At 58.6% G+C, this 22,950-nt stretch carries 18 protein-coding genes; 11 read left to right on the plus strand and 7 right to left on the minus strand.

What is annotated here, in order from left to right; all coding sequences use genetic code 11:
* Positions 1-8 precede the first annotated feature (8 nt).
* Positions 9-1,424: a glycosyl transferase family protein gene (locus ACFSAG_RS03535; RefSeq protein WP_381511447.1), complete on the plus strand. Its 1,416-nt coding sequence runs from the start codon at positions 9-11 to the stop codon at positions 1,422-1,424.
* 2 nt (positions 1,425-1,426) lie between these two features.
* Here ACFSAG_RS03535 and xseA read toward each other — a convergent pair whose 3' ends face one another.
* Entirely contained in the window at positions 1,427-2,902 is a 1,476-nt protein-coding gene (gene xseA / locus ACFSAG_RS03540) for an exodeoxyribonuclease VII large subunit (RefSeq protein WP_381511449.1), read from the minus strand.
* Between the two features lie 3 nt (positions 2,903-2,905).
* Here xseA and purD point away from each other — a divergent pair, with 3 nt between their 5' ends.
* Entirely contained in the window at positions 2,906-4,183 is a 1,278-nt protein-coding gene (gene purD / locus ACFSAG_RS03545) for a phosphoribosylamine--glycine ligase (RefSeq protein WP_381511451.1), read from the plus strand.
* Between the two features lie 110 nt (positions 4,184-4,293).
* The gene (locus tag ACFSAG_RS03550) at positions 4,294-5,112 is read left to right on the plus strand and encodes a hypothetical protein (protein ID WP_381511453.1); all 819 of its coding nucleotides are present in this window, start codon (positions 4,294-4,296) and stop codon (positions 5,110-5,112) included.
* 67 nt (positions 5,113-5,179) lie between these two features.
* Here the strand turns inward: ACFSAG_RS03550 and ACFSAG_RS03555 are convergent, their stop codons facing one another.
* A complete protein-coding gene (locus tag ACFSAG_RS03555) occupies positions 5,180-7,294 on the minus strand; it encodes an acylase (RefSeq protein WP_381511455.1) in 2,115 nt (704 codons plus the stop codon).
* Between the two features lie 95 nt (positions 7,295-7,389).
* On the opposite strand from ACFSAG_RS03555, the gene ACFSAG_RS03560 reads away from it, so the two are divergent.
* The 4 genes from ACFSAG_RS03560 (at position 7,390) to ACFSAG_RS03575 (ending at position 14,096) form a co-directional block, all read left to right on the plus strand.
* Complete coding sequence (locus ACFSAG_RS03560) at positions 7,390-8,949, plus strand: leucyl aminopeptidase (protein WP_381511457.1); 1,560 nt, start codon at positions 7,390-7,392, stop codon at positions 8,947-8,949.
* Positions 8,950-9,059: 110 nt separating this feature from the next.
* Positions 9,060-11,648, plus strand: a complete 2,589-nt coding sequence (gene clpB / locus ACFSAG_RS03565) for an ATP-dependent chaperone ClpB (RefSeq protein WP_381511459.1) — start codon at positions 9,060-9,062, stop codon at positions 11,646-11,648.
* Positions 11,649-11,706: 58 nt separating this feature from the next.
* Positions 11,707-12,255 carry a hypothetical protein gene (locus tag ACFSAG_RS03570; RefSeq protein ID WP_381511461.1) on the plus strand — a complete coding sequence of 183 codons (549 nt, stop codon included), beginning with the start codon at positions 11,707-11,709 and terminating at the stop codon, positions 12,253-12,255.
* 155 nt (positions 12,256-12,410) lie between these two features.
* The gene (locus ACFSAG_RS03575; RefSeq protein WP_381511462.1) at positions 12,411-14,096 is read left to right on the plus strand and encodes a 2OG-Fe(II) oxygenase family protein; all 1,686 of its coding nucleotides are present in this window, start codon (positions 12,411-12,413) and stop codon (positions 14,094-14,096) included.
* A 170-nt stretch (positions 14,097-14,266) separates the two neighbouring features.
* Here ACFSAG_RS03575 and ACFSAG_RS03580 read toward each other — a convergent pair whose 3' ends face one another.
* From ACFSAG_RS03580 to ACFSAG_RS03590, 3 genes are all read right to left on the minus strand, one after another.
* Positions 14,267-17,188, minus strand: coding sequence for a TonB-dependent receptor plug domain-containing protein (locus ACFSAG_RS03580; protein ID WP_381511465.1), 2,922 nt, complete (start codon positions 17,186-17,188; stop codon positions 14,267-14,269).
* Positions 17,189-17,427: 239 nt separating this feature from the next.
* On the minus strand, positions 17,428-18,348 hold the full coding sequence (locus ACFSAG_RS03585) for a M23 family metallopeptidase (protein ID WP_381511467.1): 921 nt from the start codon (positions 18,346-18,348) through the stop codon (positions 17,428-17,430).
* A 12-nt stretch (positions 18,349-18,360) separates the two neighbouring features.
* Positions 18,361-18,564 (minus strand): DUF2093 domain-containing protein, encoded by a 204-nt coding sequence (locus ACFSAG_RS03590; RefSeq protein ID WP_374612587.1) that lies wholly within the window; start codon positions 18,562-18,564, stop codon positions 18,361-18,363.
* 90 nt (positions 18,565-18,654) lie between these two features.
* Between ACFSAG_RS03590 and ACFSAG_RS03595 the strand changes: the two genes are divergently transcribed.
* The 4 genes from ACFSAG_RS03595 to ACFSAG_RS03610 are packed head-to-tail and all read left to right on the plus strand — an operon-like array spanning position 18,655 to position 21,168.
* Positions 18,655-19,149, plus strand: a complete 495-nt coding sequence (locus ACFSAG_RS03595) for a response regulator transcription factor (RefSeq protein WP_381511470.1) — start codon at positions 18,655-18,657, stop codon at positions 19,147-19,149.
* 53 nt (positions 19,150-19,202) lie between these two features.
* On the plus strand, positions 19,203-19,589 hold the full coding sequence (locus ACFSAG_RS03600) for a hypothetical protein (protein ID WP_381511472.1): 387 nt from the start codon (positions 19,203-19,205) through the stop codon (positions 19,587-19,589).
* Between the two features lie 29 nt (positions 19,590-19,618).
* Positions 19,619-20,035: a hypothetical protein gene (locus ACFSAG_RS03605; protein WP_381511474.1), complete on the plus strand. Its 417-nt coding sequence runs from the start codon at positions 19,619-19,621 to the stop codon at positions 20,033-20,035.
* Between the two features lie 59 nt (positions 20,036-20,094).
* Complete coding sequence (locus tag ACFSAG_RS03610; RefSeq protein ID WP_381511476.1) at positions 20,095-21,168, plus strand: hypothetical protein; 1,074 nt, start codon at positions 20,095-20,097, stop codon at positions 21,166-21,168.
* Here ACFSAG_RS03610 and ACFSAG_RS03615 read toward each other — a convergent pair.
* Both ACFSAG_RS03615 and ACFSAG_RS03620 read right to left on the minus strand, forming a co-directional pair.
* Positions 21,165-21,944, minus strand: a complete 780-nt coding sequence (locus tag ACFSAG_RS03615; protein ID WP_381511478.1) for an enoyl-CoA hydratase — start codon at positions 21,942-21,944, stop codon at positions 21,165-21,167. The two genes, ACFSAG_RS03610 and ACFSAG_RS03615, sit on opposite strands and share 4 nt — an antisense overlap.
* A 41-nt stretch (positions 21,945-21,985) precedes the next feature.
* The gene (locus tag ACFSAG_RS03620; RefSeq protein ID WP_381511480.1) at positions 21,986-22,891 is read right to left on the minus strand and encodes an energy transducer TonB; all 906 of its coding nucleotides are present in this window, start codon (positions 22,889-22,891) and stop codon (positions 21,986-21,988) included.
* Between the last annotated feature and the right edge of the window lie 59 nt (positions 22,892-22,950).

Genomic DNA, 22,950 nt, shown 5'->3' on the forward strand with positions numbered 1-22,950 from the left:
CAGGCCTGATGACAGCCCCATTCCAAACCACCCATTTCTGGAAGATCGTCGAAACCTGGCAGCACGAATTGTTGCTGTTCAGCACCATCTGGTTTCTCATTGGCGCGATCGATGATTTGGTCATCGACGGGCTTTGGCTGCTGAACCGTTCAGGGCGGTGGCTATCGCGTTACCGCATGGCTCCACCGATGCGGGCGGATGAACTGCCTGCGCCCAAAGATCCTGGACTGATCGCCATATTCATTGCCACCTGGCAGGAGTCGCAGGTGATTACAGCGATGATCGACCGCTGCCGTAATGCCTGGGCCGGAGGAGAAACCAGTTTTCGGATCTATATCGGCTGTTACCCCAATGACCGCGCCGGCGTCGCGGCGATCATGGCGGGCTGTAGCGGATTTGCCGAAGCACGCCTTGTCATGTGCGAAAGCAACGGGCCAACCTCCAAAGCCGATTGCCTCAACCATCTATGGCGGGCTTTGGTGAATGATGAACTCGCCTCGGGCAAACGCGCCAAGGCCATTGTCCTGCACGATGCAGAGGACATGGTCCATCGCGACGAACTGCGGGTCTTCGATTACCTCATCGAACGTGCAACCGCAGTCCAGTTGCCCGTCATCCCAGAGATTGTTCCCGGCTCGCGCTGGATCAGCGGCCATTATTGCGATGAATTTGCCGAGGCGCATGGTAAGGCGCTGGTCGTGCGTGAGGCGGTGGGTGCGGCAGTCCCCCTTGCGGGCGTCGGATGTGCGATATCGCGCACGCATCTTGGCAATATCGCGCTTGAAAATGGCGGCGTTCCATTCGACCAATCATCGCTGACCGAGGATTATGAACTTGGCCTAGGCGTAGCTGGCGACGGCAACCGCACCATTTTTGCGCGGATACAGGACGCCGATGGCCAGCTGGTTGGCACCCACGCTTGCTTCCCCGATACGCTGGGCGCGGCAGTCCGCCAGAAAGCGCGCTGGATGACTGGCATTGCGCTGGCCGGGTGGGATCGCCTTGGTTGGAAAGGCGGACTGGTCGAATTTTGGATGCGGTTACGCGACCGCAAGGCGGTATTTGCCGCGATCGTATTGACCGCGGCCTATCTGTGCATCTTGCTCACCGCCCTGTTGGTCCTGGGTTATCGATCTGGCGCTCATCAACCGCGACCATTTGGTGATTTCCTTCTGCTCTTGCTGGGCGTGAATGCGATATTACTGAGCTGGCGCCTCTGCGTGCGCGCCTGTTTCGTGGCGCGGGTGCATGGCTGGCGACAGGGCCTGCTGTCGGTCCCGCGAACCATTATCGCCAATATCATATCGGTGATGGCTGCCCGCCGCGCAGTGGCCGCCTATTTGCGGCATGTGTTTGGCGCTGCGCTGCGTTGGGAAAAGACCGCGCATAACCATTTCCCGGCATCGCCTTCGCACAGTAACTGAATTCAGGACTCGCCTTCTCCGAAAAGACTGGGCTGGGCTGCTGGCGGCGCGATCTTCGACACGGGAGCACTCTTCAGGCTCTTGCCGCCTTCAATATTGGCAGCAACCGGGCCATCCGCGAAGTTGATAAGCACCTTGCCCGCAGAAATGGCATCGCCGGTTTTGCAGATCGTGGTCTTGCCATCAGCGGTGGTCACTCGCGCAAAGCCCCGACCCAACGGCGCCTCGGGATGCAGCGAGTTGAGCAGGCGATCAAGGCCCGACAATTTGGAACGGCGCTCCGCCATTTGCCGTTCGACCAAAGCCGTCGGCAACCGGACCGACTGCAAACGTTCGGCAGACATAGCCAATCGCCGCCGCAGCATCGCCGGCGCAATCCGCCCGCTAATCCCTGCAAAGGCCATTTTCGAAAGGTCGGCCCGCCGTTCCAGCCCGCGCCGCAACCGATCGCCAAGATCATCTGCACGTTGCTGCCTGTTGCCGACGATATCGGCGAGTTTGGGAAGTAGTCGCGCCTGTGCCAAAAGCCTTTCACTTGCGCGTTCGACAAACCGCCGCAGCGCCCCTGTCAGCCGCAAGTCGGCTTGCCCTATCTGCTGGGCCAGATCGAGCCGCACCGGCACCGCCATCTCCGCTGCAGCGGTTGGTGTAGGTGCCCGCCGGTCGGCGGCAAAATCGCAAAGTGTGGTATCAGTTTCGTGCCCGACGGCGGAAATGACGGGAATCGAGCATTCAGCCACGGCGCGCACCACGACTTCTTCGTTGAACGCCCACAGATCCTCAATCGAGCCACCCCCACGTGCAACAATCACCAGATCAGGTCGAGCAACCGGTCCATCGACCGGCATTACCGAAAAGCCGCGCACCGCAGCCGCAATCTGTGCCGCTGCGCCGTCACCCTGCACCATGACCGGCCAGAGGATGACATGGCTGGGAAAGCGGTCCTCCAATCGGTGCATCATGTCGCGGATCACGGCACCGGTGGGCGAAGTAACGATCCCGATTGTCCTGGGCAGATAGGGTATCGCCCGTTTGCGCGCACCATCGAAAAGGCCCTCGGACGCCAGCCGCGCCTTCAGCTTTTCGAAGAGCAGCATCAGCGCGCCCTCGCCGGCAAGTTCGAGCCGATCGGCAACGATCTGGTAACTTGAGCGTCCGGGATAGGTAGTGAGCTTACCCGTCGCGATCACTTCAAGCCCGTCTTCGGGGGCAAATGGCAGTCGTGCGGCATTGCCCTTCCACATCACGCCATCAAGCTTGGCATCGGCATCTTTCAGGCCGAAATACAAATGGCCCGATGCGGCGCGCTTGAAACCCGAAAGTTCACCGCGCACGCGGACAAGGCCAAAGCGATCCTCAACCGTGCGCTTCAATGCGTTCGAAATTTCCGAAACCGACAAGGCAGGGGCATTGCTGCCTGCCTTTGCCTCGGCTAACAGCCGCGAATTGCCTTCATTGTCGGGAAACGGGGAGTCCATCGCTTGAATATCTTGCTTATCGGTTCGGGTGGACGCGAACATGCGCTGGCGTGGCGGCTTTCGCAATCACCGAGTTGCGAAAAATTGTTCGCAAGTCCTGGTAACCCCGGAATCGCGGAATGCGCCGAATGCGTCGCCATCAATGTGACGGAGCATGCGGCAGTTGTGGCCTTTTGCAAGGAACAGGATATCAGCTTTGTCGTGGTCGGTCCCGAAGCGCCGCTGGTCGACGGCCTTGGCGATAGCCTGCGCGCTGCGGGCATTAAGGTGTTCGGCCCCAATGCGAATGCGGCGGTCCTTGAAGGTTCAAAGGGCTTTGTGAAGGATCTGTGCGCACGGGAAAACATCCCCACCGCCGCCTATGCGCGCCACAAGGACAAGGCAGCGGTACTCGCAGACCTTGCCCGTTTTGGCTTGCCGGTTGTCATCAAGGCCGATGGCCTCGCCGCCGGCAAGGGAGTGATCATCGCCGAAACCGAGAAGGAGGCGCGCGACGCGATCGAACATATGTTCGGCGGGGGGTTTGGCGATGCCGGTGCCGAGGTGGTCATCGAGGAATTTATGACCGGCGAAGAGGTCAGCTTCTTTGCGATCAGCGACGGCCAGAATGTCGTACCGTTCGGGTCCGCGCAGGACCACAAGCGGGTCGGCGATGGCGATACCGGTCCCAATACAGGCGGCATGGGGGCTTATTCGCCTGCTCCGGTATTCACACCGGCACTCGAGGCAGAGGTGATGGAGCGCATCATCCAACCGACGGTTGCTGCGATGGCGCGCGACGGGCGTCCTTATAGTGGTGTTTTCTTCGCCGGGCTGATGCTGACCGATCAGGGGCCAAAGCTGATCGAATATAATTGCCGCTTTGGCGACCCGGAATGCCAGGTGCTGATGATGCGGTTCGAGGGCGACCTGGCCGCGCTTCTGTTGGCCGCTGCCAGCGAAGGTGGATTGGCCGGGGCAGCGCGCCCGACCTTGTCCGACGGGTATGCGCTTACGGTCGTCATGGCTGCAAAAGGCTATCCGGACACGCCTGAAAAAGGCGGTGCAATTGGTATTGGTGTAATCGGCGATGCCCGTATTTTCCATGCCGGAACCGCGAGCAACAATGGCCAATTGGTGGCCAATGGTGGCCGTGTCCTGAACGTGACGGCGCGCGGAGCGACGGTGACCGAGGCGCAGGAACTGGCCTATGCTGCAGTCGATGCCATCGATTTTCCAACCGGTTTCTGCCGCCGCGATATCGGCTGGCGCGAGGTTGCCCGGGAAAAAGCTGCAGGCTGAAGCAGATGCGACGAATATGGTTTATGCGGGGCACTGGACAGCGCCACTGCGCGGATTAGATTGCGGCTCGCAAGAATCACATCAGCCATGAGCTGTAGGGGGAGTCCAAAATGGAATCGAGCGCACTCATTCTGTTGATCATCGTGGTGGCGGCCCTCGCCATCCTGTTTTTCGCCTGGCCACGCAAAAAGGCAGAGCCGCCCAAAGAAGCGCCAAAGATCGAGGCGCCAACGCAGCCCGTAACGCCACCGGTCGCTCCCAAAACAGTCGAGCCCGAGCCGGTTAAAGCGGCAGCCGTGCCCTTGATGGAACCGGCACCGACCAAGTCCAAGGCACCGGCCAAAGCTAAGGCACCTGCAAAAGCGAAAGCGCCAACGGCGAAGAAGACGGCAGCGAAGGTTGAAGCCAAGGCGCCCGTCGCAAAAAAGGCCCCAGCCAAGACCGCCAAAGCCGAACCTAAAAAAGCTGCTCCTGCAGCTGTTGCAAAAGCAGCACCCAAGGCTGAGGCCAAAGCCAAGGCGGCGGCCCCTACAAAAGCCAAGGCGACCGCAGCACCTGCTGCAAAGAAAGCCGCAGCACCCAAGGCAGCGGCTCCTGTCGCGAAAGCAGAGCCCAAGGCCAAGCCCGCACCGAAGCCGAAGGCAGACAAACCGGCTGCGGCACCCGCGATCCCGGACAATATCGAATTGCTCAAAGGGGTTGGACCCAAACTGGTGGTGCAGCTCAAATCACTCGGTATCACCAGCCTGCAGCAAATTGCCAGCTGGAGCGCAGCGGACATCGCCGAGATCGATTCCAAGCTGGGTGTGTTTGCCGGCCGCCCGAACCGCGACAATTGGGTAGATCAAGCCAAGCTGCTGGTTGCAGGCGACGTCGCCGGTTTCGAAAAGAAATATGGTGCCCTCGGCAGCGAAATAACCAAGGGGTGATGGCAGCCGCCAATGCGGCACATCAAAGCGGGAAAGGCGGGGTCAAAAGACACCCGCCTTTTTCCTATCAACCCGGCCGGTAGCGCCGCTTGGCATTCTTCACCGCATCGGCCCATTCGAAATGCACCCGCTTGAACTTGCCTGCGACATAGAGTTTCATCTGGTCGGTATAATGTGGTGAATCCGGCCGGTTGGTGGCGGCGCCATAGGGCTGGATCGATTCCGATAGCACCTTGCCTGCCTTGTCCCAGCGCACCAGCATGATGAAACTGTCACCATGGCGCACGCGCATCTTGCCGTCGGCCTGCTCGCCATCCCACATCGTCGTTGCGCGCAGCGTATCGGTGCCGCCAAGCATCGGTAGGTCAACCTTGCCACGGCGCAAGCGCTGGATATCGCCCAACGCCGGATCGAGCCGACCGAAACGCTCGGTAAACTCTTCCACCGTTTTCTGAAGGGTCTCTCGCGGATTGGGCAACGGATCATTCCGCCAGTTGGCGCGCGACGCATGGCGGATCAGTCGTTCGGCAATGGCGTCTGCCCTGCCCTTGCCATCGCTCGACCAATCCCATTCGCGGAGCAGTTTTTGCGCTTCCGCCAGCTTGGCATTACCCTTGGCATCAACCGCCAGCAGGCTGTCCATCCATGGTTTGACCCAGCTCGACTTGGCATAGCGGGTGTCCATCTTGATCGCGAGCAGCTCTTCCGGGGTAATAGATGTGTCGTTCATCATCAGGCCAGTGCCCATCAGCCCCCGATTGGTCATGCCCAATTCGATGCCGAGATAGGGCGACTGTGTCTTGGGATCGATTTCAGACCCCGGGCCCGCAGCCAGATAAGGCGTATTGTTTGCATTCTGCACAAAGCCGGATGCCGGACTAACCACCTTGGGGAAGCGGTCAAACGGAACCGGCCTCTTCCATACCGGTGCTGACTTATCGCCCGGGAGGATTTTGGTGTAATCAAAACCCGGCTTCCGATCCGGAAAGAGCGCATTGTAGATATAAGCGATCCGACCGGTCTTGTCGGCATAGATGAAGTTGGTGCCGGTGATGCCGCCGGTCGACATGGATTTGGTCCATTCCTCCCAACTGGTCGCCTTGGTGTTGCGATAATATTGCTCGACCGCCTTCACATTGTCGATCCCGGCATAGCGGATGGCAAATGCGCCCTTGTCGTTCTTGATCACCGGGCCGTGCACCGAACGATAGATGGTCTGCGGGATCGGCACGGTGAACCAGCCGAATTTCACCGGCAGCCAGATACGCTTTTCCTGAAGCGGCAGCCATTTTCCATCATAGCGATACTGGTCGCCCGCTTCGTTGAGTAACAGCTGATAGATATCGACCAGGTCGGGCCGGTTGACCGTATTCGTCCAGCCGAGGTGGCGATTATGGCCGAGCAGGACGAATGGCGAGCCGGGAAATAGAGCCCCCGCCATATCCAGTCCTTCGCCCGAATGGGTGACAGCCTCATACCATGCAACATGCCCTTCGAGCGGTTGGTGCGAATTCGAAATCAACCAGGTCTTGCCATCCGCCATCCGGCTTGGCGCAACGGCCCAGGCATTGGAGCCGTTCATTTCAGGATCGCGCCCAATCGGCGTCATCGCCGCTGCGCTTTCATTTGGCGGCGGTTTCCCTTCGACCAGCGTCGAAATGTAATTATCGAGACCATAAAAGAACGGTGCGCGCAGCACGAACCCTGCGACAATATCCTTGCCGTTCACCGGGAAAAGGTTTGAGAGCCTGACTTCCTCGGGATGCTTTTCCGCATAGGCATTGAGGCCAGCGGCATAACCATCGAGCACCGCGCGGACATCTGCAGGAATTTCGTCATAATGCCGATCCACCGTCTCGCGCACGCCCAACAGGTTGAAGACAAAATCGACCTGCGCACCATCTTGCCCGGCGATCGCGCCATAGCGCCCACGGGTCATCGAAACGACCTCTTCGATGGTACCGAAATCGTCTTCCGAATGGGCAAAAGCCAATCCATAGGCCGCATCGGCATCGGTCTTGCCATTGATGTGCGGAACACCAAATTCGTCGCGGACGATTTCGACATCATAGCTTTTGGTCGGTGGAGGCGCACCCCGATCGGCTGCGAGCGGTTCCCAGAACAACCCAGCACCACCTATTATGGCGATGACAGCCGCCCCGCCCCATAGCCATTTGCCCATCTAGCTCCCCCCTTTGTCGATGTTATCTTGCCGCCAACGCGCCATTGCCTAAAGAGCGTTGCATATAGAAGATTCAGGGAAAGGAAAGTTCACCTATGCGCCGTCATCTGTTCGCCCTCATCCTCGCCACAGCCAGTGTGCCCGCCATGGCACAAAATGGTCAGGCTGGATCGGGTGTGGAGCCTTCTACAATTGCCAACAGCCAGGTTCGGCCTATCGCCTTTGCATCCCGCGCCAATGATGATGGCGTGCTCGTCATCCTGATGCGCGATGCCAACCTGCCGCAATCCGCGCTGGGCAATTCGGCCGAAGCGTCGGTGAAAGCAGCAATTTCGGCAGCGAAGTTTGAAGGCAAGGATGGTTCGAAACTGGTGCTGCGCGGCATTGGTCGCCATGCACGTATCGACCTGGTCGGTGTCGGCAAGGATGGCGATGCCGCAGATCGCATGCGTCGCGCAGGCGGCCGTGTGGCGCAGGACCTGCGCGACGAAGCCCATCCGATAAGCATCGTGGGCGCTGCAAATAGCGACGAGGCAAATGCCGTCGCGCTTGGATATAGCCTCGGCCAATATCGCTTTGATCGCTACAAAACCGTCGGCAAGTCGACGCCCTCCACCCAATCGACCACCATTGTCGTGTCCGATACCAAGGGTGCCGAGGCAGCATGGAAATCGCGCGGTTCGGCGCTGGCCGACGGAGTGACACTGACCCGCGACCTTTCGACCGAGCCCGCCAATGTCATCTACCCCGACAGCTTTGTTGCGCGGGTGCGCGAAGCCTTTGCAGGCGTTCCGGGCGTGAAGATCGAAGTTCTCGATGAAGCCGCTATGCGCCGCCTTGGCATGGGCAGCCTTGCGGGGGTCGGCCAAGGTTCTCGCCGTCCGCCGCGCCTGATGCTGGTCGAATATCGTGGCGGCAATGGCGCGCCGGTCGCCCTTGTCGGCAAGGGCATTACCTTCGACAGCGGCGGCATCTCGATCAAGCCCAATTCGGGCATGTGGGAAATGAAATCAGATATGGCGGGTGCCGCCTCAACCATGGGGGCAGTTCTCTCGCTCGCCAAATCGCGCGCCAATGTGAACGTCATGGCAGTCGCCGCGCTTGCGGAAAATATGCCCGGCGGCAATGCCCAGCGCCCCGGCGATGTCGTGCGCACCTATAGCGGCAAGACGATTGAGATCATGAACACCGACGCCGAAGGCCGCCTCGTGCTTGCCGATGCCAATGAATATGTCATCGCCAACCACAAACCGGCGGCGCTGGTGAACATTGCCACGCTGACCGGCGCGGTCGGCAATGCCTTGGGTGGCGATTATGCAGGCCTGTTCTCTCGCGATCCGGCATTGGCCGCGCAGATCACAGCGGCGGGCAAGGCCACTGGCGAAGAAGTGTGGCAATTGCCCCTCAACCCCAACCACACGAAAACGATGAAGTCCGATATCGCCGACATCAAGAATTCGGCCGATGGCGGACGCCCGGGCGCAAGCCTTGGTGCGGCCTTTATCGGCTTCTTCGTCGATGAGGCGACACCCTGGGCACATCTCGATATCGCCGGGGTTAACTGGGCCGACAGCAGCGACGATGTCACCCCCAAAGGCGCATCGGGCTGGGGCGTGCGCATCTTGGACGAGTTTGTTCGCAACTGGAAACGTTGAGAAAAAATCGACCCCTCGTCCCTTGTGTTGCAAAAATGCAACATTACATCTTTGCGTGAGGCTTCCTAAATTGGTTTTGGGGAAGCGCTGAGACACAAGGGACGAGGCACATGAATCTCGAGAAATTTACCGACCGCGCGAAGGGCTTCCTGCAGTCGGCCCAGACCGTTGCGATCCGCATGAACCATCAGCGGATTTCGCCCGAGCATATCCTGAAAGCACTGCTCGAAGACGAACAGGGTATGGCATCGGGTCTGATCAAGGCCGCAGGCGGCGACGCGGCCACTGCGCTGCGCGAAACCGACGCCGCGCTGGCCCGCGTTCCTGCGGTAACAGGCGGCGGCGCACAGCAGACCCCCGGCCTCGACAATGATTGTGTCCGCGTGCTCGATGCAGCCGAACAGGTCGCGCAAAAGGCGGGTGACAGCTTTGTCACCGTGCAGGCCATCCTGCTGGCACTATCGCTGGGTGGCAACACTGCCGCGAGCAAGGCCCTGGCCGCTGCGGGGGTAAAGCCCGATGCGCTCAACGCTGCAATCAAGAACCTGACCGGTGGTCGCACTGCCGACACTGCGGGCGCCGAAGACCGATATGATGCGCTCAAGAAATTTGCCCGCGACCTCACCGAAGTGGCGCGCGAAGGTAAGCTAGACCCGGTCATAGGCCGTGACGAGGAAATCCGGCGTACCGTGCAGATCCTTGCCCGTCGCACCAAGAATAACCCGGTGCTTATCGGTGAGCCCGGCGTAGGCAAGACCGCAATTGCGGAGGGGCTGGCACTTCGCATCGCCAATGGCGACGTTCCAGATAGCCTGAAGGACCGCAAGCTGATGTCGCTCGATATGGGTGCACTGATCGCGGGCGCCAAATATCGCGGCGAATTCGAAGAGCGCCTCAAAGGCGTTCTCGACGAAGTGAAGCAGGGCGAGGGCGACATCATCCTGTTCATCGACGAAATGCACACGCTGGTTGGCGCAGGCAAAGGCGAGGGCGCGATGGACGCCTCCAACCTGCTGAAGCCGGCTTTGGCGCGCGGCGAACTGCACTGCATCGGCGCAACCACGCTCGATGAATATCAAAAGCATGTCGAGAAGGACCCGGCGCTGCAACGGCGTTTCCAGCCGGTGTTTGTCGGCGAGCCGACGGTCGAGGACACGATCTCGATCCTGCGCGGCTTGAAAGAGAAATATGAGCTGCACCATGGCGTGCGCATCACCGATGGCGCACTGGTGAGTGCCGCGACGTTGTCGCACCGCTATATTTCGGACCGCTTCCTGCCCGACAAGGCGATCGACCTGATGGACGAGGCCGCATCGCGGCTGCGCATGGAGGTCGAATCCAAGCCGGAGGAAATCGAGAATCTAGACCGCCGTATCATGCAGCTGCAGATCGAGCGCGAGGCGCTGAAGAAGGAAAGCGATGCGGCTTCGAAAGACCGGCTGGCGACGCTTGAAGCCGACCTTGCCAATCTTGAACAGCAGTCGACCGAGCTCACCACCCGCTGGATGGCGGAGAAGGAGAAGATTTCGGCCGAATCCAAGATCAAGGAAGCGCTCGACCATGCCCGCATCGAGTTGGAGCAGGCGCAACGCAATGGCGATTTGGCCAAAGCGGGTGAGCTGCAATATGGCACTATCCCCGGCCTCGAGAAGCAACTGGCCGATGCCATTGCTGCCGCCGGCAACGCCATGCTGCGTGAGGAAGTGACGAGCGAGGACATCGCCTCGGTGGTCAGCCGCTGGACCGGCATTCCCGTCGACAAGATGATGGAAGGCGAGCGCGAAAAGCTCCTCAAGATGGAGGAATGGCTTGGCGCGCGCGTGATCGGGCAGAAGGATGCGGTCGAGGCCGTATCCAAGGCCGTGCGCCGTTCACGCGCTGGTTTGCAAGACCCCAACCGTCCGCTCGGCAGCTTCCTCCTCCTAGGCCCCACCGGCGTCGGCAAGACCGAGCTGACCAAGGCGCTCGCGCAATATCTGTTCGACGATGACAATGCGATGGTGCGCATCGACATGAGCGAATTCATGGAGAAGCACAGCGTATCGCGGCTGATCGGTGCGCCTCCGGGCTATGTCGGCTATGACGAAGGCGGGGTGCTCACCGAAGCCGTCCGCCGTCGCCCCTATCAGGTGGTGCTGTTCGACGAGGTTGAGAAAGCGCACAGCAATGTCTTCAACGTGCTGTTGCAAGTGCTCGACGATGGCCGCTTGACCGACGGGCAAGGCCGCGTGGTCGATTTTTCGAATACGCTGATCATCCTTACCTCCAACCTGGGCAGCCAGTATTTGGCGGCATTGGGCGATGATGAGGATGTCGAAAAGGCCGAACCGCAGGTGATGGAAGTCGTCCGCGCGCATTTCCGCCCCGAATTCCTGAACCGGTTAGACGAAATCATCCTGTTCCACCGCCTGGCGGCGCAACATATGGCACCGATTGTCGATATCCAGGTCGGCCGCGTGCAGAAACTGCTCAAGGATCGCAAGATCACGCTCGACCTCAGCGAAGGCGCGCGCAGTTGGCTCGGCCGTGTCGGCTATGACCCTGTCTATGGTGCCCGCCCGCTGAAGCGCGCGATCCAGCGTCATTTGCAGGACCCGCTTGCCGACTTGATCCTGAAGGGCGAAGTCCCCGATGGGTCTACCTTGGCAATCGAGGAAGGAGATGGCGCACTGAAATTCTCGGTGAAGTCGCCCAAGTGAATGTTTGACGCAGTGCGCAATCTGCTGGCATAAACTTCCGCGAAAGAGGGAGATCGACATGTCGAGATTGCGCACCGTTTCCATTGCAACTCTTGCCTTAGCCCTTGCCGCTGTGCCCGCTGGTGCAAAGGACAAGGATGAAACCAAAGTTGCGCCAAAGATTTTCCAGGATGTAGTCGATTGCCGCAAGATAGAGGCCGATGCTGAACGTCTTGCCTGTTACGATAGCAAGGTCGCCTCCCTGGAATCTGCCCAGCAGAACAAGCAGCTCTACATTGCCGACAAGGAAGAAGTGAAAAAGAGCCGCCGCGGCCTTTTCGGCTTGGCGCTGCCGGACCTTGGCATTTTTGGTGGTGATGACGAGGACGACACAGACGAAGACGTCATCAAGCAGATCGAGGCAGTGATCAAGACTGTCCGTACCAGTTCCACCGGTTATGTTTTCACGCTTGAGGATGGTGCCGTCTGGGCGCAGACCGAAGATCGCTATCCTGGTATTACTCCTAAAGCAGGTCATAAAATCCTGATCAAACGGGCTGCAATGGGAAGTTATGTCGGTTCGGTAGAAGGTCGGCCATCTTTCCGGATCAAACGCCGGATCGACTGATCGCCAGCCCAATGGTCAGCATATTGACACCCCCGCCGGACTGGCAAATTAGGGCTGCGTCGGCTGCTCGTCTGTTCAATGCGGGGGATATTGCTGCAGCCTCATATGAGTTGCATGCGCTCTATTCGCGACCGCCTCGGCATCTGGATACTTTGATGCTGATGGGATTTGTTGCACGGGCCGGCAATGTAACGGATGAGGCTGAACGTTGTTTTGCTGCGGCCCGTCGGCTTGCACCGGCTGACGTTCGGGTCTGGAACATCTATGCCAACAGCCTGGCGGCTAGTGGGAAGTTTGACGAGGCCTTGGCCGCTTTCAGGTCGTTACTCAAACATGATCCAAAATCGCTGGACGGGTATATTAATTTCGCACTGACTGCGAACGACGCGGGCGATTTCGGCTTGGCAATTGAGATTGCGGACAGCGGACTGCAGACATTTCCCGGCAATGCGCGCTTGTTAGGGATCAAAGCCCTCGCGCTCAAAAATTACAGCGAGATTCCTGCAGCATTACCTGTTTTTGAAGCGGCGATCAGGGCTGAACCAAATCGCGCGCTGACGCGGAAAAATCACGGCGCTGCATTGATGGCGGCGGGCGAGTTCGAAGCTGCGCGTGCCGAGTTTCAGCAAGCAATCCGTCTCGGGTTAAACGATATCCCGACACATTGTTGCCTCGCCGCGGCGGAATTGGAATGTGGCGACATCGATGGTGCGATAGCTCGCTATCAACAGATATTATCCGCGGCACCGGATCATGACGAGGCTTCGCAAGGATTGACACGCATTTTGGTGGAGTATGAACGACCCGAAAATCCATTTGGACATTGGGCAAGCTATGCAAAGTCGCGCCCATATGAAGCGGACGGCTGGTTGCGTTGGCTGTTCGCGGCGCTAGGACATAGTCGATTTGCAGAGGTAGACGAGATTGCGGCAGAGGCGCAGGCCTATTTGGCGAACAATTCTGCAGTAAGCGCCATTCAGTACTTCGCACGCGCTATGCATGGCAATGCCGAAGGGCAAATGGGCCCGCTGAAGGACCTTGTCGATTCTGGCGCGGCAACTTTCCGAGAGTTTCTGGTTCAAGTTGCCATCAAAGCCGGTGACGGCCAATTGGCGGAACAACAGGCCTCCATTCTCACGAATGAAACACCATTCAATCAGGCAGCTTGGGCCTATCTTGCAACCGCGTGGCGCATGTTGGATGACGAGCGCGAATTCTGGCTGTGCGATTATGAGCGGCTGATCCAACCGATTGAGGTTGAGGCGGACGGGTTCGACAGTTCCGTCGGATTCGCTTATGCTGTAGCCGAAACTTTGGCTTCATTGCATCAGACACAATATGAACCAGGTGACCAGTCACTCCGGAACGGTACGCAGACGTCAGGATCGTTGTTTGATCGGCGCGATCCTATGATAGCCTGTTTGAAACAAGCCCTGACGATTGCGATAAACAAATGGGTCAGCCAGTTTCCCGATGCGAGCGACCACCCGTTTTTACGGCGCAAAGGCACTGGCATCCGCTTTTCTGGATCATGGTCGGTAAAGCTCAGACCCGGCGGATTTCATATCCCGCATTTCCACGGCCAGGGATGGATTAGTTCTGCCTATTATGCGCAACTGCCGTCTATTATGGATGGTGCGACCGAAAATTGGGAAGGATGTATTGGTTTTGGGGAGCCCCCAGCAATCTTTGGACTCAACCATCCGCCTCGCAGGATTATAATCCCCAAGACCGGAACCTTGGCGCTATTTCCATCCTATATGTGGCATGGCACAATACCCTTTTCCGGAACTGACATGCGACTGACTGCAGCCTTTGATATGGTGCCGTTTAACGCCTGAAATTGGCATTGCTTGCCAAGCCAGCCATTGCTGTGTCGCGACTAGCAGACGCGGGCCGTGCTCCTTGCTGCTTTCGGCCAAGCTTTGCAAAGAACCTGCCTGCCTCTAGTGCTCAAACGAAAACGGCGGGGTAAAACCCCGCCGTCCCGTTCTGGCATTTTTAGGTTCGATTAGAACTTGACTCGTGCCTGTATTGTGAAGTTACGGCCCAACGCGTACGGATCATAGAAGTTGATGTTACTGTTCGACTGCTCGAAAAAGCCGGTTGGCGTCTGCGGCGGATATTTGTCGAGAAGATTATTCACGATACCCGTGATCTCAAATTTATCGCTGACCTGTGCACGAAGCGATAGGTTGATAAGGTTGAGATCGGGGATGCGAGCGCTATCTGGCCAGAAGCCTTCAAGTTCTGCACCCGGGAAGTTCTGACGTCCACCCTTCTTCCAAACGTAACGCACCTGGGCAGTGATGCCATCCTTGCGAAACGAAGTGGTCAACGTGTTTGCATACTTCACGGTCACGCCGCCAATGCCGGAGAAAACGGTGTCAGCGAACTCGGTCGTACCGATCTTGTAAGTATCGACATATGTGAACACATCGCTGATTGAGAAGCGGCCGCCAAACAGTTCGGTCGACCAGTCAAGACCGACGTCTACGCCCGCCGTCTTCAGCGGTGTAGCGCTGTTAGTGACGGTAGTGTTGACGCTGTCGATCTGACCCGTACCACTATTGCGAACAATGCGCGAGCATGCGTCTGCAGAAGCCGCACCGAAGCACTGGCTGATGAAGAAGCCTGCACCCAGACCAGCAACGCGATTGCTCAACTTGATGTTGTAATAGTCTGCAGTTGCGGTCAGCGAACCGCCAGCAACGTTGTCGAAGCTGAGGACCGCACCAGCAGTCCAAGTTTCAGCCTTTTCTTCAGAAAGATTTGGGTTTCCGAATGAGAAGGCCTGGACCTGGGAGTTGTTCTGCTGGAAGCCGGCAAAGTTGAAGCCTGGAGCCGAAGCCTGACAGTTTGCCAGAATTGTAGCCGAACGTGCTGCAGTGTCATTGCAGGGGTCAACATAACTCGGGAAGCCCTGGTCACCGTTCTGGAACAGTTCGAAGACGTTCGGAGCTCGAGCCGCGCGGTTGTAAGAAGCACGGACCTTCAGGAAGTCGACCGGCGTAAGCTCTGCTTCAGCCTTCCAGTTAAACAGGCCACCTACAGACGAATAGTCGGAATAACGGGCGCCTGCACCCAGCGACAGGATGTCGAGAACAGGCAGACGGACTTCGCCGTAGATCTCCTTAACGTTGATCGAACCAGAAATACCCTGCACAGCGTTAAAGCCGTAAATATTGCCAGTGCGCTGCGCGTCGTCAACAACAGTTTCACCGGTATCCTTACGATATTCGACACCAGCTGCGATACCGATCGGACCGCCAGGCAGTTGGCCAACCGATCCAGTGATGTTGGCAGCAACGCGGGCCTGTTCGAACGATTCACTCTGTTGCGTATCGATACGGACAAAACTGAGCATCGCAGGCGTCAGGGTGTTGGCGCCAAAGATGTTGAGCGGTACGCAACCCGGCAGCGAGCCAGCGGGGCAACCACGCAGACCCTGAGCGACAGCGGTACGATTGATGTTGCCGATGCCACGCAGTGCGTTATCGACGCGACCAAAGCTTCCGATGACCGACAGCTGCCAAGCATCGCTTAGGTCATGATCAACGATTGCGCGAACGTTGATCGCGTTGGTTTTGAAGCGGCCATCGCGAGGACCGGTTTCTTGGAAACGACGGTTGATTACGAAATCACCGCCTGGATTAGCCCGGCTGTTGAGCGCAATACGCAGATCAGCAGGGATCAGCGGCGAGTTTGCAGGTACAACGATACCGGTCGCCGGCGTAGGAGCCAGGTTCACCTGCTGGTTGGCATTTGTGAACGAAGTGTAAACGCCAAGACGGGTCTTGTCGCTAAACTCATAACGACCGGTCGCCGTGAGGGTCAGGCGGTCATAAGGCGTGATGAGGTAGTTTTGCGGAGCGAAGTTGTAACGTGACGATCCATTTGCACGAATTGGAACCGCGCACTGGCCGCCACTTGCATACGGAGCGAGCTGACCAGCGTCGTTGAACGACAGCGTACCAGCATTAACGTTTACGCCAGCAGTAGCAGCATTACAGTCTGTATTCGCGCCAGCAAAGGTTCCGGGCAGCAAGGTGCTGAGGTTGCGGAACGGGTTGCCAGCGAGTGACGTAATCGAAGCCCAAGGAGCGGTTGCCGAACCACCGCCAGCTGCCACGAGGTAGCCAGCAGGGATTTCAGAGGGATCGTCAACGAGCAGAAGCGGGCCACCGGTTCCGGCATCCGAATCAACTGCGGGGTCAAATACGAGAGCACCCGAGACGCGGCTATAGCCATATCGGCCTTGGCTGACCGAGCTGCGGTCGGTGAACGAACCATAAACAGTCAAGTTACCCTTGCCGTCGGCAAAATTACCGCCGACTAGGCCCGAAACGTTGAAACCAAAGCCGGTGCCATCTTCAGACTGCCCAACCTGACTAACGAGTTCAACGCCCTCAAAATCCTTCTTAAGGATGAAGTTGACAACGCCCGCAATAGCGTCCGAACCGTAAACGGCAGAAGCACCACCAGTCACAACGTCGATGCGCTCAATCAGACCGGTCGGAATCTGCGAAACGTCGGTCACACCTGTAGTGGTCGAGGCCGGAAGACGCTCGCCATTCAAAAGGATCAGGGTGCGGCCAGGTCCAAGACCACGAAGGTCAATGGTGGAGAAGTTCTCACCACCGGCGTTGTTCGACACGCGGGTGTTACCAGGGACGACCTGCGGAAGTTCGTTGAGAAGCGTTTCGACGGTGGTGGTACCGGTCAGTTCGACCTGCTCGGCACTTACCACAGTCACCGGGCTTGCCGCCTCGATGTTCGGACGCGCGATGCGCGAACCGGTAACGATGATGGCGTCGCTTGCCACTTCCTCAGCCGCTTCGTCCTGCGCGAACGACGCTGTGGAAATGAGCGCAATGCCAAGCGCTAGCGGCGCAGCCGCATATTTGAATTTGCTAATACGTGTGTTTTTCACGTTTCCAGCCCCTATCCAGAGTGGGCAAGCACGCTCCTGCATAACGAAGTAACGGCCTGCCTATTTCAACTTCTCTAGCAAATTACCCCCGCGGAAAACCGCTGACGAATTCGCCAGATTGCTTTGTTTGTTGGAACAAAATTCCGGGTAGGGCAAAGAAAATGTCCGCTTTGTCCTGTGTTTATTGCGGCCTGTCACTATTTTGCAACACAGGCTGGCCGGGTGCAATCGAGTGCGAATCAGGGCCGAGCGGGCAACAATGAAAGCGGATCGACCCGCGCGCTATTCCATTTCATTCCCCAGTGGAGGTGCGGCCCACTTGCCCGGCCCGTCGCCCCAACCTTACCGATCACTTGCCCCTGGCGGACAGTCTGACCCTCCTCAACCAGCAATTCGGAGCAATGGAGGAAGGCGCTGTTGAGGCCCATGCCATGATCGACCATCAGCAAATGCCCCTCGAGAGTGAAGGGATCCTTGGCAGCGAGCACCACCACGCCATCGGCCGGAGCAACAAAGGGCGTGCCGGTGGGCATCGCAATGTCGAGCCCGCTATGATAGCTGCCGGGGGTGCCATTGTAGACACGCTGGGCACCGAAAGGCCCGGAAATGCGTCCTTGCAGCGGCCAGATAAAATCCTGCCTCCAACCATCACTCGCAACCTTGATGGCGCGGGCGCCGTTGATACGGGCAAGCTCCGCTCCACGCCTCGCCTGGAATTCGGCGCTGGTCTTTGCGCCGCCCAATGGGTTGGCATTCACATGCTGAATATCCCAATTACCCGGTTTGACCGCGAGATATCGCTCGATACGGCGGCCATCCGCAAATTCCGCGACAAGGCTGGCGCTGTTTTCGGCATCGCGATCGAACCCGATCAGGAAAAAGCCGTCAGGGGTCAGCGGGACGGCAGCACCATTGAAAGTGACCCCAACCGCATTTGCTGGCGCACGCCCGATAACGGCCGCGCCTTGCACTGCCTCACGAGCAAGCCAAAAATCGCTGCGCGCACTTTCGGGAGCAGGGCTTTGCGAGACGACGGCTGCAGGCTGCGTAGATGTGGTCGCGTGAGTCGGCGCTGATGCAGCAATGGGTGGCGGGGTTGCCGAGCAACTGGCGATCGATGCAAGCCCGATCAGCAGCATCGAATTTCGCGAAAAACCCATCCGACCCGGCCTTCAGCCTTTCGACAAGGCGGCGCGGACCGAGATTTCAGCCGAAGCGTAGGGCTCTTGCTTCGCCACACTCCAATAGCGGAGTTCATCGAGGTCGATTTTTTCGCCGCTAACCGCACAGACAACATGGTCGCCGCTCGAAAGCATGCGGAAGCCATTGGCCATATAGTGCAGCTTCGCCTGCTTGTTTCGATTCATCATCAGCATCTGCCCGATATGGCCCATTTTCACGGATTCGGCAATCGCCACGGCAATGTTACATTTGCAGCCAATATTATGTGGTGCGCTGGCATCCATTTGGGCTATTTTCCAGCAGTGGGCAAAAACAGGGTCAGTACGATAGAAAAACTGTCGGCTGCGCAGGTGGAAACCTTGCGGCATGTTTATGCGCACCAGAATTCGAAAGAGATTGCCCGGCTGATGGGCGTTTCACCCCACACGGTGGATGCGCGCATAAAGGCCGCAATCCGGATATTGGGGGTTTCAACGCGTATCGAGGCCGCAAGGATCGTCCATGATGCCAGCGATCCTGCAGCATACCAACCGTTGGTATACCAACCCCCGGAACTGGCATATCCGCCGCAAGCCGCAGAAACGGATCAGGCCCAAAGTGAAAAGCGGCAGTCCGGCATTTTCAGCATCGGCTATCCGTTTCCCACCAAGGGTCGGCCATTCAACACGCATGGCCAGAGGGAGCGGATCTTGTGGCCGATACTGATAGCCTTTGGAACGATCATGGCATTCGCAGCCCTCTACACCGTCCTGCTCGGTTTGGGGGCGATGCTCTCCTGACCGGGCCTCACTTTCGGTCGAAGCCCGACCATCAGCCTTGTAGGGAGTATCGCATGCTCAAAGATCGTATCGCCGCAGCCCAGCGTATCACCACCGAACTGCACGAAGCCGAATTCGCCATCGACGAAGCCATCGTCAAACTTGCTCGTGTTGCCGCAACCTTGCCCACCGCGCGGATCGAGACCCGGATGTCGGCAATTGTCGGCCAGGAAGCGGTCGCAAAGGTGACACAGGCGGTTGCCGCTGCCGGGCATGTCCGCCAGATGATCGCCGAAGCGCATGAAGCCCTGGGCGAAACCCAAAAGCAGGTTGGCCTTGGCGCGCGGATGTTTGGCGCGGGCCTCAACAAGCCACCCGCAGCCAGCCGCAACGTCCCTGCCCCACATAACCAGAATTTGGCCGGAGATGCCGACACCGACGCAGCAGTGGCCGTAGGCTGATTTGAACCAAACCACGGGGCGCAGGGCCAATGGACCATAAACTGATATATTATATTGTCCTTGCCGCCACCGTGGCCGCCGCATTCTGGAAAGGTGCACGCAGTGAAAAATGGGGCGCAGTGACGGCGCTTGCAGGATCGGTTGCATCGACTGTCACCGCCTTCAACGCCAATTGGAGCGGGCTGATTGTCCAGCTGTTGTTGGTTGATCTGATGGTGCTGGCGAGTTTTTGGTGGCTTGCGCTCAACAGCCGTCGCTTCTGGCCTTATTGGGTCACAGGGTGGCAATTGGTTGCCGTCTTGGTGCATTTGCAGCGCGCATTGTTCGCAGACATCCTGCCGGAACCTTATGCGCTGATGACGATGTATCTTGCCTATCCGACGCTGTTGCTGATCCTCTACGCATCAATGCAGCATGGTCCGCAAGACCGCTCCTCCCCTTGCTGAGCGTCGTCTGACCCGCCTTTCCAATTGCCGCGAGTTCCAGACTGAAAGGATCGCTTGCCATGGCGGCATTCAAAGGTCGCGCCATCATCTATCCCGGCCTGCTGATCGCCGGATGGATCATCGGGCGCAGCATCAGCCTCTCTGCCGCGCCCAGCCCGTCGACGGGCGATGCGCCGATCCGCCTGGCGATGTACGAAACGAGCAAAGCCATTGCCCCAACGAGTGTTGCTTGCCCCTCGCCTTTTCCTGTTTGGGAGCCGTCGCAACAGGTTGTCCAAATCGGCCCAATGGCACAGGCGCCACATACCGTGCGTGGCAGGACATGGCCATTGGCCCCTGCGCCAGCAGGACCAAGAGCGGATACGGCCTTTCCGCACCCCACCGACAATTTCAACCTGGTCGAACTGGACCGCACGGTGGCGATGCCCGACTTCGCCTCAAATAGCTTCGCAGTTGGCAACGAGACTGCCGGACCTGTGCCGGTCGATGCCAAAATCAAACGCCTGCAACTTTATGGTTACGGATTTTGGAGGCAGGGCACTGCGCCTGCTTCATTGGCACCCAATGCGCAATATGGCGGAAGCCAGTTCGGCATGATCGCCACATGGGATCCATTCGGAAGCGCGGGCAATGGCCCGGCATTGCTTTTACGCGGATCAGGCACGCCCGACGGGCAGCAGCGCGAGATCGCACTAGGCACGCGTTGGCGCCCATCTCGCCACGTGCCACTCTCGCTCTCGCTGGAGCGGCGTTTCAGGGCGAATTCGCCCGACAGCTTCGTCGGCTATGTCGCTGGCGGGGTTGATCGGATACCGCTGGTCGGCAGGCTGGCGCTCGATGCCTATGGGCAGGCGGGCTATTCGCTGGGCGGGCAGTCGAGCCCCTTTGTCGACGCGCAGGCGCGGCTACAATATCCCTTGGCAAAGCCGCTTGGCATTCCGATACGGATTGGGGCGGGCGCCTGGGTCGGCGGGCAACAAGGCGCGTTTCGCGGTGATATCGGGCCAACCGTTTCGGCCGACATCGAAGCGCGCCTTACCAAGTTCACCCTGCAGCTCGATTGGCGCAAACGGGCGGTCGGAAACGCCGCCCCCGATGATGGATTGGCGCTTACGGTTTCGACCGGTTTCTAACCCTGCGTGCGTCCGCGCTCGATAACTGCCATGCGGCGCGCCTCGACCTCATCGGCGCTGACGCGGCGATTGGCGGCGGTTGAAACCCGCGCTTCATGCGCCATCGCTTCGCCAAAGGGCAAGGCATAGCCATCATCGATGATCCGCTTATAGGTTTGCACCATCGCCGGATCGACCGACGCTATGTCGCGCGCCAACGCCTTGGCGTGTGTCATCAATTCATTGGCAGGCACGACGGAATTGACCAGCCCCCAAGCGCAGGCGGTTTCAGCGTCAAGGAAGTTGCCGCTGAAAGACAATTGCTTGGCGCGCGAAATGCCGATCGTGCGCGACAGTTTTTGGGAGAGCCCCCATCCGGGCATGATGCCGACGCGGGCATGCGTATCGGCAAAGCGGGCGTTGGTGGAGGCAATCAGGATGTCGCAGGCAATCGCGACCTCGAACCCCCCGGTGATGGCAACGCCATTGATCGCACCGATAACCGGCTTGCGGCAAATCTCGATTGCCTTGACCGGATTTTCATCGGCGCTTTCGGCATTCGCCGCGCCCAGATTGCTGGTGTCCGACCCTAATTCTTTGAGGTCGAGGCCTGCGGTGAAGGCGCGTTCACCGGCACCAGTCAGGATGACGCAGCGGACGCTGTCATCAGCATCCACAGCTCGCATCGCTTTGGCCAATTCGCTGCGCAGCGCCCGTGACAAGGCATTCATCGCCTCTGGGCGGTTGAGGGTGACGATGGCGATGCCATCTTCGATTTCTGTTGTTACAAGTGCCATCCAGGCTGGTTAGCTGCAGCTTGGCTGCCCGGCAAGCCTGCTTAACCTGGCAACTGGAACCGCACTCGGCTGCGCCACCAAGACGCAATCGGCTGGCCTGAAGCATCAAGCGCCGGCAGGAAGGAGGCGCGGCGCATCAGCGATTGGCAAACCGCATCGTCAAATTCCTTTGGGCGCGTTGTTGCCTGGATTTTGCATCCGCTTGGTTTGCCATCAGCACCGACGCTCAAACGGAAATCGACAAAGGCGGGCTGCCCGGCTTGTAGCATCTTTATCGGATAGTCAGACGAAACCACCCATTTTCCCGGATTGTCCGTCGGTGTCGCGTTACGCGACAATGTCTTGTGCTTTTCAATGTCAACGCCCCAACTCGCAACCAGATCATCGACGCATTTGTCGAGTGCAGCAAAGGCGGATTTCAATGACCCGGTTTCGAGTTGCACTGCTTTGCGCAGCGGCTTGCCAAACTCCAAATACCGGACTGCGGAATAGCGTTCCGGCGCGATCGGTGCGAGTTCAATCCAGGGATCGCCGTGCCTCTTCGCCTTGATTGCGGCCGCCTCTGACGGATTGGGGCCGGCTATGCGGATTTCCCCGCCAAACACCAGCGCGCTGGATTCGCCAAGATTGCCATTTAGGAAGAACAATGGCTGTGCCTGTTCGGTAGGGCCGAAACGCACGGCTAAATCGGCCTGTGCCACGTCAGTTTTGACCGGACCTCCGGCAACCACCATGCGAAAGCTTTCGCCCGGGCCATATTTGTCCAAAAACAATGTGGTCTTAGAAGTGCCTTCGCCGAACTCACGTGCAAGGCGGCAGCGTTCGTCGGCATAGTCGACATGCCATTTCGACGTCGGGGCCAGTTTCAACGGCTCAGGCGCAGCCTGCACCGGATTCGTCATCAACGCCGACGAAGCAGCAACCGCCAACAAAACAAATGCCCGCATAATCACTCCCACACAATCAAGGTTGGGATAACTAATGCTGCAGACGCTATCAACCCTTA

The organism is Sphingorhabdus buctiana, from assembly GCF_042680825.1.
GTDB lineage: Bacteria > Pseudomonadota > Alphaproteobacteria > Sphingomonadales > Sphingomonadaceae > Sphingorhabdus_B > Sphingorhabdus_B buctiana.